Source organism: Rhizobium fabae (assembly GCF_003985135.1).
Classification (GTDB): domain Bacteria; phylum Pseudomonadota; class Alphaproteobacteria; order Rhizobiales; family Rhizobiaceae; genus Rhizobium; species Rhizobium pisi.
Genome location: NZ_ML133655.1, coordinates 25,819 through 37,800, shown reverse-complemented (window position 1 = coordinate 37,800; position 11,982 = coordinate 25,819). Strand labels below are relative to the sequence as shown.

The window sequence follows — 11,982 nt, the reverse complement described above, 5'->3', positions numbered from 1 at the left end:
CGTTAAAATTTTATTCACCCTGCCGGGCGGCAATTGCCCGCCGCCCTTGCATGTCCAAGGCAACTGCCGGAAAATGAAACGTTAGCGTAACGATCTCCGGAGGAGCCGTGCCGATCGATTTGACCGCCTCGCAGGCGCTGGGGCTCTGGCATGGCGTGGCGCTCGATCAGGTCCGCCATGATGACCGCGATTTGACGTTGCGCCAGATGGCAATCCTGCTGCATATTTACCTGGTGCCGCCGCCACACACGGTGCGCGGGCTTGCCGCCACGCTTGGCGTCACCAAACCGGTCATCACGCGCGCCTTGGATACGATGGGCGAGATGGGCCTGGTTGATCGCGTGCGTGACGATGCCGACCGGCGCAGTGTGATCATCAAGCGTACCGTCGCCGGCGCGCTTTACCTGGAAAAGCTCGGCGATCTCGTACGGGACCAGGGCCGCCGGTTGCCGCTCTGAAAGGAATGCGAATGACGACGCTCGACCGCCGCCTGCATGCCTATAGGCCCGATCTCGCGGAAGCGGAACTCAAAGGCAGGGTCGACGCTTTGCGCTTTGTCGAAGGTGTTTCGGCGCGCGTCGCCGTTCCGGTCGTGGGATTGCGCCCCGAACCAGATCTGGCGCGCGGCATCGATACGGAGCTGCTCCTCGGCGAGGATGTGACGGTCTTCGATCGCGCCGACGGCTGGTGCTGGGTGAAGGCCGCCTCCGACGGTTATGTCGGCTACCTCCCGGCGGAAACACTGTTTGAAGGCCGGCCGGCGCCGACCCATATCGTCACCGTGCAGCGCAGCTTCGTCTATCCCGAACCAGAACTGCGCAAGCCTCATCAGGCCATCCTGTCGATGGGAAGCCGTATTCATGTCACGGGCGAAGCGGAAGCGCGCGGCAATCACTATGTCGTGCTGGAAGACGGAACGGCGCTCTTTTCCCGGCACGTCCAGCCGATCGGCGCGCTGGATGGTGCCGATTACGCCGAAATAGCCGCTCGGTTCCTGGAGACGCCCTATCTCTGGGGCGGGCGTTCCGGACTCGGCATCGATTGCTCCGGCCTCGTCCAGCTTTCAATGCTGATGACGGGCAGAAAGGCACCGCGCGATACCGACATGCAGGCGGCAGGTCTCGGCGAGCCGATTGACCGGTCAGAAATCCGCCGCGGCGATCTGGTGTTCTGGAAGGGGCATGTCGCCGTCTTCGAGGATCCGGAAACGATCCTCCACGCCAATGGCTATAGCATGACGGTAGCACGCGAGAATTTCGAGGCCGCCGTTAGGCGCATTGGCTCGCTCTATGAGCAGCCGACCGGCTATCGTCGACCGGTCATCTGATCGGCGGCCGGGAAAATATTAACGGCTTGCCTCGCGCGGATCGAGAAGATCGCGCAGTCCGTCGCCGAGCATGTTGAAACCGAAAACGGCAAGCGCGATGGCAAGGCCGGGGAGCACCGCCAGCCACGGCGCCGCTGCCAGATAGGTTTGCGCCTCGGCAAGCATGCGGCCCCAAGTCGGGGCGGGTGGCGCCACGCCGAGCCCGAGGAAGCTGAGACCCGCTTCGGTGAGGATCGCGAGCCCAAGCTGGATCGCGCCATGCACGATGATCTGGCTCAGGATATTGGGCAGGACATGGCGCAGCGAAATAGCCAGGCGCGTATTGCCGATCGCACGCGCCGCCGTCACATAGTCGCGGCTCCAGGCCTGCAGTGAGGTCGCAAGCGTCATACGGGCGAAGACCGGGATCATGAAGACTGCGATCGCCGTGACCGCGGTGAACCGCCCCGGCCCGAGAAATGCGCCGAGCATCATGGCAGAGAGGATCGGCGGCAGGGCGAAGATGACGTCGCAGATGCGCATCAGCAGCGCCTCGAAAGGACCGCGGATCGCCGCGGCGGAGATGCCGGCTATCGAACCGAGCGTCCCGCCGATCGCAACCGCAGTGATCGCGATCGACAACGAATTCCAACACCCCGCCATCAGCATTGAAAGCACGTCACGGCCGAACTGATCGGTGCCGAGCAGGCCGAAGGCAAGGGGCGGCTGTAATTTGTGGATGATCTGCATTTTTGCCGGCGGCAACGGCGTCCAGACGAGCGACAGCAGCGCGACGGCAACCAGCAGGCCGATGATGACTGCGCCCGAAATCAGATTTATTCGCCGGCTCAGTTGAAAGCGTCGGCGTCGGCCGGCGATTGCTGCGGAAACGACGGGAGCCATGCTTCATGCCGCCTTTCTCATCCGGGGATCGATCGCGAGATAGGAGAGATCGACGATGAAATTCATCACGATGACGAGGGCAGCGAAGAACAGGACGACATCCTGCATGACGATGATGTCGCGCTGGGAGAGCGCCTGAAGGGCGAGCCGCCCGAGGCCGGGCAGGTTGAAGACATTTTCCACCAGCACCGCGCCGGCAACGAGAAAGGTGAATTGCAGCCCGATCATCGTCAGGATCGGGATCAGTGCATTCGGCACGATATGCCGCCATAGCACTGCACTGCGTGAAAGCCCCTTGGCCACGGCGGTGCGGGCAAAATCCTCGTGCATTGTCTCCAGCACCGCCGAGCGCGCCACACGCGTCAATACGCCCGCCTGCGGCATCGCCAGCGCCACGGCCGGCAAAACAAGCGCTTGCAATGCCGGCATCGGGCCGGCGCTCCAGCCCGGAAAGCCGCCGGCCGGCATCAGCCCGAGCATCGTCGAAAACAGGATGATCAGGAGCAGCGCCACCCAGAAGGCGGGCACGGCGATGCTGACCTGCGAAAACAGCGTTGCGATGATATCGAAGAGACCGCCGCGGCGCGAGGCCGCCAGCACGCCGAGCGGCAAGGCAATCGCAACCGAGAGCACGATCGCCATCAGCGCCAGCGGCAGCGTCACCGCCAGACGCTCGACGATCAGCCCCGCGACCGGCACGCCATATGTATAGGACTGCCCGAGATCGCCGGAGAACACGCCGGCCAGCCACTGCCCGTAACGGAGGATGAGCGGCTGGTCGAGGCCGAGATCATGGCGCAACGCTTCAAGCGTTTCCGGCGCCGCCGAGGTCCCGAGCATGATCGAGGCGGGATCGCCGGGCAGAAGATCCATGACGGTGAAGATCAGCAGCGAGACGATGCCGAGTGTGACCAGGAGACCGGCTAAGCGACGAGCGAGGAGGGTGATCACGGATGCCACGCTTTCGATGTGGTACGGTGGCTTCCCCACACGCCCTCATTCCTGTGCTTGTCACAGGAATCCAGCCACGGCGCCTCGGCGCCGTGAATGACTCTCACCCAAGCAAGGAAGTCTCCCGCGCCCAAGGACTTGGGCGCACTGGATTCCTGTGACAAGCACAGGAATGAGGGATGGAGAGGGCTGTGACCGGCATCAAACGGTTTGCTCTGCGGCTTCCCCTCGCTCATCCGTACCTCTCAATTCGCCTGAAGCTGTTCGCTCACTCGTCCCAGGAAACGCCGGAAAGCACATTCGAGGGGATCGGCTCGTTCTCCCACAGCCCTTTCAGCTTTTTGTCCCAGACGCCGAGCTTCGGCATGACAAAGAGGTAGAGCGCAGGCACGTCGTCGGCGAGAATCTTCTGAGCTTCGCCGTAGATCGCATTTTGCTGCGCGGGGTCGCTCGTCTCCTGGACCTTCTTCATCAGCGCGTCGAAAACGGGATTCTTGTAATTGAAATAATAGGGATCCCTCGCATAGATATCGATGTCGAGCGGTTCGGCGTGGGCGACGATCGTCATGTCGAAGTTGCGGTCCTTCATAATGTCCTGGACCCATTTCGCCGGAAATTCCGTCGGCTCGATATTCATCGTCACGCCGATTTCGGCAAACATCGCCTGCATCACCTCAGCGCTGCGCGGCGCATAAGCCATCTGCGGCGATTTGATCGAGAAGGTGAAGCCGTTGGGGTAGCCGGCTTCGGCAAGCAGCGCCTTCGCCTTTTCGACGTCGTAGGGCAGCGCGTCGGTCATGTCCTGGTAGCCCGGATCGTTCGGCGTGTAGTGGCTGCCAATCGGCGTGCCGAGGCCGGACCATGCACCGTCGATCACTGTCTTGCGGTCGATCGCCATCATCAGCGCCTGACGGACGCGTTTATCGTCGAAAGGCTTCTTGGCATTGTTCATGCCGGCAACGACCTTGAGCTCGGTATTGCCGATTCTGGTGACGAGCCTTGCGTCGTCGTCGAAGGAGCTCATCAGCTCGGGTGCGGCAAATTCGGGAAAGGCATCGAGATCACCGGATTTCAGCGCTGCCGCCTGCGCCTGCGGATCGGCAATGAAGCGGAAGGTCACCTTGTCGAGCTTGACGGCTGCATCCTTGTTCCAGTAATCGGCATTCCTCTCGAGTTCGACCTTGTCGCCCTTCGCCCAGCCGGCGAATTTGAAAGGACCGGTGCCGACTGGCACCGTCTTGTCGCTGGCGGCCGTGTTCGGCGCGACCATCACCGAAGCTGGCCAGCCGAGCCAGTAGATCAGGCTGCCCGTCGGCGCCGAAAGGTGCAGCACCAGCGTTTCGGCATCGGGCGTATCGATCGAGGCGATCGAGGCAAAGAAGCGCTTCTGCGGATTAATGGAATCCGCGCCGCGGGCGCGATCGAGCGAAAACTTGGCGCTGGCGGCATCGAAGGCTTCGCCGTCGTGGAATTTGACGTTGGTCCGCAGCTTGAACGTATAGGTCAGGCCGTCCGGTGAAATCTCCCAGCTTTTCGCCAGCTGCGGCTGAACCTTGCCGGTCTGGTCGATGGTCACCAGTCCCTCGAAGACGTTCTGCCAGGTGACCTGGCCGATCGCGACGGGCGCTGCGATCGTCGGGTCGAGGCCGGTCGGCTCGACGCTCATGCCGAGATTGAGGTTGGTTTTTGCCGCCTCCGCAGGCGTCATCGCCGCCATCATGAGGCCGGCCGAAACCGCTGCTCCAAGGGATAGTTGCCGGACGAAACGCGCCGAAGGCACAAGTGAAACCTTGATCATCATGTCCTCTGCCCGGCCGCGCTCGATGACGAAGGCCTTTTGCGGATAAAGCGGCGGCATCAGTGCACACATAATGTCGATTTCGTGTGTGCAGTGTAGCCGAAAAAGCTACACACCAAATCCGTCGCCGATGCAAGCCGGAAGTGTCAGTCTTTCGTGTCGGCCCGGAGGTTCGTGCGATCGCGCATGAACGTCTCGATGAAGTCGATCAGCTTCGTCGCCGCGAAGGACAGCTGCCGATCCGGGGCGACGCAGAGATCGACATGGGTGCGGATGCCTTTCTTGCCGGCAAGAGGAATGGCGCTAAGCTGCCCCGCTTCGATTTCGCGCCGGACGGTCAGCGCCGGCAGCAAGGTCGCCGCAGCACCGCTGAGCACGAGTTCCTTCAGCATTTCCAGTGAGCTCGTGACGAAGACGGGATCGAGGCTTAGCCCCTCCTTCGCAATCAGTGCGTCGAAGGCTTGGCGAAAGCCGAAGGATTGCTCCGGCAGCGCCAGTGCATAGTCGACGAGCTTTCGCAGTGGGATTTCGGCAAGTGCTGCCGCCGGATGCTGTGGCGTGACGATGAGATCATAGGCGATCTCGGAACGCAGCCTTATCTTGGTGCCTGACATAGCAGGCGCAAACAGCGTCACCGCAATATCCCCCTCGGCGCTGCTGACGGCATCGACCGCCTGTCGCGCACTGGCGATCGTCACGGTAAAGCGCAGCTTTGGATATTTCAGGCTGAATTCGGCAAGCGCCGGAGCCAGCAGATTGGTAACCGTGGCGCCATTGGCATAGATGCTGACATGGCCGCGCTCCAGGCCCTTCAGGTCTTCGATCAGCTGCTGCACATGGTCGAGTTCGCGCAGCGTCCGGCCGGCGCGGGCGGCGAGCAGCTCTCCTGCCGCCGTCAGCTTGACGCCGCGAGCGCTGCGTTCGACAAGCGGCGCGCCGAAATGATATTCGAGGTTCTCGATCTGCCGGCTGATCGCCGTCGGCGCGACATTGAGGTTCTCGGCAGCCTGGCGCATCGAGTTGGTCCTGACCAGCTCGTCGAAATACATCAGCGCCCGGATCTGCATTCACGTCTCTCCGCCATTGGCATGGTCGATCTTTTCGGTTCCGACCTTATTCAATCAGCCGCCGTTCGGGTAGCGGTCGCGCCAAGCCTTTTGCGCGCCCTCGACCGGCAGGGCGGTTGCCTCGTAGATCCCGCGGGCGATCGCCCGCGCCGTGACGATGGTGGCGAGGTGGCAAAGCTCCATCAGGCTCGCCATATCGTCTCTTCGATGCTTGGCTGTCGACGCGGCAAAGACCGTGTCGCCGTCAAGCGGCAGATGCGCCGGCAGCAGCGCCCGGGCGAGGCCGTCATGGCCGGCAAGCGAAAGCCGGTGCGCTTCGGCCTTCGTCAGCTGCGCGTCGGTCACGACAGCGCCGATCGTCGTCGCAGGAACGCTCATCCCCTTCAGCCGCATCCTGTGGTCAGTTGAATCAGGCATGCCGAGCCCGCCAAATTCGTCATCTTTTTCGAAGGGGGCTGCCCAGAAATGCGGTCCCGCCCCGATCGTTGCCGAGCCGAGCGCATTGACCGCGACAACAGCCGCGACGCGATGCCCGGCGCTGCTGACGGCGCTCGCCGAGCCAAGCCCGCCCTTGAAGGTGGCGGTTGTCGCCCCGGTGCCGGCGCCGACTGTGCCGAGCGCGAATGCGCCCTTGGCGGCGGCCTTCAATGCCGCATAGCCCATGTCGCGATAGGGGGAGTGAAGCCCCCAATCCTTGTCGCCGCCGTTCAGCAGGTCCATCAGGATCGCCTGCGGCACGATCGGGATCTTGACCGGCCCGACCGCAAAACCGCGGCCGAGTTCACGCAGGCCCGCCTGCACGCCGCCTGCGGCATCGAGCCCGAAGGCGGAGCCGCCCGAGAGCACGAAGGCATCGACGGCACTGACGGTCATGGACGGGTCGAGCAGGCTCGTGTCGCGCCCGCCCGGCGCACCCCCGAGTACCGTGCCGGATGCGACGGCCGGCTCGTCGAAGACGATTGCGGTGACACCGGATCCGAGCACGAGGTCGGTCGCATGGCCAACGGAAACGCCTTCGATGTCGGTGAGCAGATTGAGAAGATCGGGCAAGGGCTGATCCTGATGGCGGCACGCCGGCCGATAGGACTGCAAATGCCCTCAAAAAACAAGACCGGCCCTGTGGCAGGACCGGTCGAACATCGGAAAAGCCGTGAAAGTCGGGGCCGGCCTCATGCCGTCAGGCATGAAGCGGCTTCGGATGACGGCGGGTCATCAGGTCATGGATGGCCAGCCGCACCTCATCGGGCGAGCGGAAACGCTGCTCGTCGAGGTCGTGGACGTGGAATTTCACGGCGATGAATTTCAACCGATCTTCATCGGGAATGACGATCCCGACGGGAACGCCTGCATATTCGATAACTTGCTTCTTCATAGATAGAACTCCTGCCGCGCGACATGCACAGCCATGGCGAATTGACTTGTCTGGTACCGTTGAAAGGAGGACGAACGTCACATTCGACAGTTCGGGCGGGAGAGGGCGCCCGGACGGTCATTGCCAAGCACGGATCGCCCAAGGAGAGTGGCGAGAATATCGATGTCTATCATGTCTCGTTCCTTGCATTGGCGTTGCGCTTGAGGGGTCCCGTGAAGTCCGGGGCCGGTGATGGCTGTCTTCAATATCTACTAACTTAGTAGAGATTACCCGATAGCCTGTCAGAAACATATTCCGAAACGTGTCAAAATATCGACGATCCGAAAAAATTCATTCCGTCTCACTCGAAATTTACAGAAAGAAACATATCAGCTCTTCGTAAAATTCGCATGACAGAATCGCAATCGATCGATCGTCGCAGCAGAGATAGGAAGCCAGCCTGATTCAGGCAATGGGCTTCATCATTAAAAGTCGAAATGCCGCAAAATGACCGATTTGGTTAACGCCGGAATCCCCGGTTCACCAGCCTTCGGCAAGCACCTTTTCCAGCATGTCGGCGAAGAAATCCGCACTTTCGATGCTGAGGCAAAGCGGCGGTTTGATCTTCAGCACATTTTGGTGATCGCCGGTCGCCTGCATGATGACGCCGAGTTCGAGAAGCCGATCGCAGATCGCAGCCGTCTCTTCCGTCGCCGGCGTGAGCGTCGTTCTGTCGCGGACGAATTCGAGGCCGAGATAGAGCCCCATCCCGTGCACGGCGCCGGCGATCGGATAGCGGTCGATCAGCGCCGCAAGCCGCGCCTTCAGATGATCGCCGACCGTTCGGGCGTTGTCCTGCAACCTCTCCTCGGCCATGATTTCGAGCACCGTCATGCCGGCCACGCAGCTGACCGGGCTGCCGCCGGTGGAGGAAAAGAAGGCGCCCTCCTTCTCCAGCGATTCGGCGATCTCGCGCGTGGTAATGACGGCGCCGAGCGGATGTCCGTTGCCCATGCTCTTGGCGATGGTGATGATGTCGGGCGCGACTCCCTGCTGCTCGAAGCCCCAGAAATAATGCCCGAGCCTGCCATAGCCGACCTGCACTTCGTCGGCGATGCAGAGGCCGCCGCGGGCGCGCACCTGCGCGTAGATTTCCCTGAGATAACCCTCCGGCAACGGAATGCCGCCGGCATTGCCGTAGACGGATTCGCAGATGAACCCCGCAAGGCCTTCGCCGCCGGCGTCGATCGCCTCCAGCACCGGTGTTACCGCGCCGAGATAATTCGCTGCGGTATCAGGACCGCGGAACGTGCCGCGATAGGTATTCGGCGACAGGACGGCATGCACCCAGTCCGGCCGGGTGCCGAGCGCCCGCGGATTGTCGGCGATCGAGGTGGAGACGGCATCGCTTGCCACAGACCAGCCATGGTAGGCTTCGAGCAGGCAGAGCATGTTGCGCGCGCCGCTATGTGCTTGCGCCAGCCGAAGCGCCAGGTCGTTCGCCTCCGAGCCGCTGTTGACAAGAAAGACCGCGTCGAGCCCGTCCGGCGCAAGAGCTGCGAGCTGTTCGGAAAATTCGGTGATCGCGGCATAGTGAAAACGCGAATTGGTGTTGAGCCGCAGCCATTGCGCGTTGATCGCCGCTGCGAGTCTCGGATGGCCATGGCCGAGGATGGTAACGTTGTTGACCATGTCGAGATAGGCGCGACCTTCGACATCGAACAAATGCTCCCTCCAGCCGCGCTCGATCTGAGGCGGCGCCGCGTAATAGTTCTTCTGCGGCCGTGCGAGATGCGCCTGCCGCCTGGCGAGCAGCTCGGCAATTTCAGGCTGCGTCGCATCCGCGTCGCCGCCGAGAAGTTGCGAAGGCGAGGGGCAGAGCACCGACCAGGCCGCCGCCTCGCGCGGCGTGGCAAACAGCGGCGGTTCCAGGCCTGCGACGCTGCAAAGCTGGACGCGCAGTCCGCCGAGCGACGAAACCTCTCCGACAACCGCGCCGAGCGGATCGCCGCCAGCAACCTCGGTTCCATCCTCGACTGCGGCGTCGAGCCCGTCGAGATGCAGGGTCATATTGTCGCCGGCAAGTGTCAGATGCTGGTCCTTCCAGCCGATTCGACCGGCAAAGGGAGCCGCAATCGCGCTTCCTGTGGCCAGGCATATGTCGATATGCAGCGCGCAGGTCGCCTGTGTCTTCGCGGCTCCGAGGCCGGCGCGGGAAAGCCGATATTCGCCATAGCGCGTCGCAGCCGCGCCGTTTTCGGTTGCGGCACGGGCAAGCAGCCGCCAGTCCATGTCGGCGTTCAGCCAGTTGCCGGCGGAAAAATGCGGGCTCAGCACCCCCAGATCGACATAGGCGATCCCAGCGGGATCGATGTCGGGCAGTAATGGCAGCCATCCCGACGTTTCCGGGGCGGCGATATCGACGCCGGCAGCCCTGAGGATCGCCGCTTCCATCAGTTCGAAGGGAACGGACATCGCCGTATCGAAGATCGCCCGCTCGTCGTCGAGATTGCCGCGAACGTAGTCATTGTCGGGATCGATCGAAATCTGCTGCTCGCTGCTTGCAACGAGGATGACCGCGCGTGCGACGACCAAGGGCCAGAGCGCCTTCAACTCGTCCTCGCTCAGCGGATAGATAGCCTGATAGGCGGTGACGGCAGGCAGGATGTGAAAAGGGTCGCCGTCGGCCTGATGCAGCAGCGATGCGCAAGTGACGGCGAGGTCGCCGACCAGCCAGCCGCGGATGATGTCGCCGAAATCGATCACCCCGTCGGGAATTGTGTGGCCACGGGCGTCGCGATGGCCGACGACATTGTCGCCGGTGACGTCGTGATGCACGGCCTGCAGCCGAAGCGATGGCGCCAAGGGCTGGATGCGGCGAACGGCCATCACCATGGTCTTGGCGATCCGGTCGCGCGCGGCGCTGTCGGTGATGGCGGAAAGCAGCTGCACAGCGACCGGCCCTGCGCGCCGGAGATCCCATTGCAGGCTGCGGTCGAGACCGGGATGGCTGAAATCGGCAAGCGCCCGCGCCAGCCGCGCACAGAGCGCGCCCAGCGCCGCGACGGAGGCCGGTGCCACGTAGGACAGTTCCGTCAGCCCCTGGCCTTCCAGATATTGCAGCAGCCGGACCTGGTAGCCCTGCCCGCGCGTTGTAAAGACGACGATCTCCCGCCCGTCATTGGTGGCGATCACATCTGGAACGCGCGGCGCGTCTTGCTTACCTTTGAGGTGATGAATCGCCGCATTCTGCGCTTCGAGTTCCCGGGTCTCGTAAGCGGCGTGGCAGATCTTCAGGACGTAGCAGCCGCGATCGGTATCGACGCGATAGTTTCGATCCTGCTGGCTGCCGAGTTCGGTGAGCGTGCCGGACAGGCTGTAGTGGGCAAGAAGGATCTCTTCCGCGTCCGCGACGGTGACGTCGGGACGCGGCAGCGTCATGCGATCAACAAGCGCCTCGTCGGTCATGACACCCCCCGCAGCATGATTCGATTACCTATTGAATGAGATAATCAAGTACTTGCCGCCGGCAGGCAACGGGAGATTGTCGCTCGCGAACAAAAGAGATGTAGACCCTCGGCCGCTCTCAACCCATGCGTTCGGATGCGTAGCTTCCCGGGCTTGCCGGGAAGACCACGGTGCGATTGCCGTTGATGAAGGTGCGGTGGTGGATATGGGCGTGGATGGCACGCGCCAACACCTGGCTTTCGACATCGCGGCCGATCGAGACATAGTCGTCGGGCGACTGCGCATGGGTGATGCGCGCCGTGTCCTGCTCGATGATCGGGCCTTCGTCGAGATCGGCGGTGACGTAATGCGCCGTCGCCCCGATCAGCTTCACGCCGCGGCCGTAGGCCTGCTTGTAAGGATTGGCGCCCTTGAAGCTCGGCAGGAAGGAATGATGGATGTTGATGATTTTGCCCGACATCTTCTGGCACATCTCGTCCGACAGGATCTGCATGTAGCGGGCCAGCACGATCAGCTCGGTGCCGGTCTGCTCGGCGACTTCCATGATGCGGGCCTCGGCCTGCACCTTGTTGGCCTTAGTGACGGGAATATGGTGGAAGGGGATGTCGTGGTTGACGACAACCTTCTGGTAATCGAAATGGTTGGAGACGACGCCGACGATGTCGATCGGCAGGGCGCCGATCTTCCAGCGGTAGAGCAGGTCGTTGAGACAATGGCCGAAGCGCGACACCATCAGCAGCACCTTCATGCGCTTCTCGCTGTCGTGGAATTCGTACTCCATCGCGAAGGGCGCGGCGACGGCGGCAAAATCGGCACCGATCTCGGCGCCCGAAAGCCCCTCTTCCGAAATGAAGCTGACACGCATGAAGAACTTGCCGGTATCGAGATCGTCGAACTGCGAGCTGTCGATGATGTTGCAGCCCTTCTCGGCCAGATAGCTCGAAATCGCCGCCACGATGCCGCGCGTCGATTGGCAGGATACCGTCAATACATAGCTTTTCATGTCTTTCCCTCTTCCCTCTGCAAGGCCGCCGCCGTGCTTAGATCAAAGCCCGGGCCGCGAACAGGCCGGCGCGCTTTCATTCATGCGACAAATTGCAAGAGAAACCATCACGCGTCTGCAAGTTCTCTCATTGCC

At 62.4% G+C, this 11,982-nt stretch carries 10 protein-coding genes; 2 read left to right on the top strand and 8 right to left on the bottom strand.

The genetic code is table 11. The annotated features are described in order from the left end of the window. Positions 1–107 precede the first annotated feature (107 nt). Positions 108–458: a MarR family transcriptional regulator gene (locus EFB14_RS22120; RefSeq protein ID WP_125846624.1), complete on the top strand. Its 351-nt coding sequence runs from the start codon at positions 108–110 to the stop codon at positions 456–458. An 11-nt stretch (positions 459–469) separates the two neighbouring features. After that, positions 470–1,327 (top strand): C40 family peptidase, encoded by an 858-nt coding sequence (locus EFB14_RS22115; RefSeq protein WP_125846623.1) that lies wholly within the window; start codon positions 470–472, stop codon positions 1,325–1,327. A gap of 18 nt (positions 1,328–1,345) precedes the next feature. Here EFB14_RS22115 and EFB14_RS22110 read toward each other — a convergent pair whose 3' ends face one another. The 8 genes from EFB14_RS22110 to purU form a co-directional block, all read right to left on the bottom strand. After that, positions 1,346–2,209, bottom strand: a complete 864-nt coding sequence (locus tag EFB14_RS22110) for an ABC transporter permease (RefSeq protein ID WP_126828895.1) — start codon at positions 2,207–2,209, stop codon at positions 1,346–1,348. Positions 2,210–2,212: 3 nt separating this feature from the next. After that, positions 2,213–3,160, bottom strand: coding sequence for an ABC transporter permease (locus tag EFB14_RS22105; protein ID WP_126829036.1), 948 nt, complete (start codon positions 3,158–3,160; stop codon positions 2,213–2,215). A gap of 268 nt (positions 3,161–3,428) precedes the next feature. After that, positions 3,429–4,958: an ABC transporter substrate-binding protein gene (locus EFB14_RS22095; protein ID WP_183604902.1), complete on the bottom strand. Its 1,530-nt coding sequence runs from the start codon at positions 4,956–4,958 to the stop codon at positions 3,429–3,431. 146 nt (positions 4,959–5,104) lie between these two features. Continuing rightward, entirely contained in the window at positions 5,105–6,025 is a 921-nt protein-coding gene (locus EFB14_RS22090; protein WP_126828894.1) for a LysR family transcriptional regulator, read from the bottom strand. A 54-nt stretch (positions 6,026–6,079) separates the two neighbouring features. Further along, the gene (locus tag EFB14_RS22085; RefSeq protein WP_126828893.1) at positions 6,080–7,075 is read right to left on the bottom strand and encodes a P1 family peptidase; all 996 of its coding nucleotides are present in this window, start codon (positions 7,073–7,075) and stop codon (positions 6,080–6,082) included. A gap of 127 nt (positions 7,076–7,202) precedes the next feature. Next, complete coding sequence (locus tag EFB14_RS22080; RefSeq protein ID WP_008525170.1) at positions 7,203–7,397, bottom strand: hypothetical protein; 195 nt, start codon at positions 7,395–7,397, stop codon at positions 7,203–7,205. 519 nt (positions 7,398–7,916) lie between these two features. Beyond that, on the bottom strand, positions 7,917–10,844 hold the full coding sequence (locus tag EFB14_RS22075) for an aminotransferase (RefSeq protein ID WP_126828892.1): 2,928 nt from the start codon (positions 10,842–10,844) through the stop codon (positions 7,917–7,919). A gap of 118 nt (positions 10,845–10,962) precedes the next feature. Continuing rightward, entirely contained in the window at positions 10,963–11,847 is an 885-nt protein-coding gene (purU, locus tag EFB14_RS22070) for a formyltetrahydrofolate deformylase (protein WP_125846617.1), read from the bottom strand. Between the last annotated feature and the right edge of the window lie 135 nt (positions 11,848–11,982).

Excerpts from the sequence above, each read along its gene's own strand:
- EFB14_RS22115 (WP_125846623.1), top strand. The coding sequence starts at position 470 with ATGACGACGCTCGACCGCCGCCTGCATGCCTATAGGCCCGATCTCGCG.
- EFB14_RS22110 (WP_126828895.1), bottom strand. The coding sequence starts at position 2,209 with ATGGCTCCCGTCGTTTCCGCAGCAATCGCCGGCCGACGCCGACGCTTT.
- EFB14_RS22075 (WP_126828892.1), bottom strand. The coding sequence starts at position 10,844 with ATGACCGACGAGGCGCTTGTTGATCGCATGACGCTGCCGCGTCCCGAC.
- EFB14_RS22090 (WP_126828894.1), bottom strand. The coding sequence starts at position 6,025 with ATGCAGATCCGGGCGCTGATGTATTTCGACGAGCTGGTCAGGACCAAC.
- EFB14_RS22095 (WP_183604902.1), bottom strand. The coding sequence starts at position 4,958 with ATGATCAAGGTTTCACTTGTGCCTTCGGCGCGTTTCGTCCGGCAACTA.
- EFB14_RS22080 (WP_008525170.1), bottom strand. The coding sequence starts at position 7,397 with ATGAAGAAGCAAGTTATCGAATATGCAGGCGTTCCCGTCGGGATCGTC.
- purU (WP_125846617.1), bottom strand. The coding sequence starts at position 11,847 with ATGAAAAGCTATGTATTGACGGTATCCTGCCAATCGACGCGCGGCATC.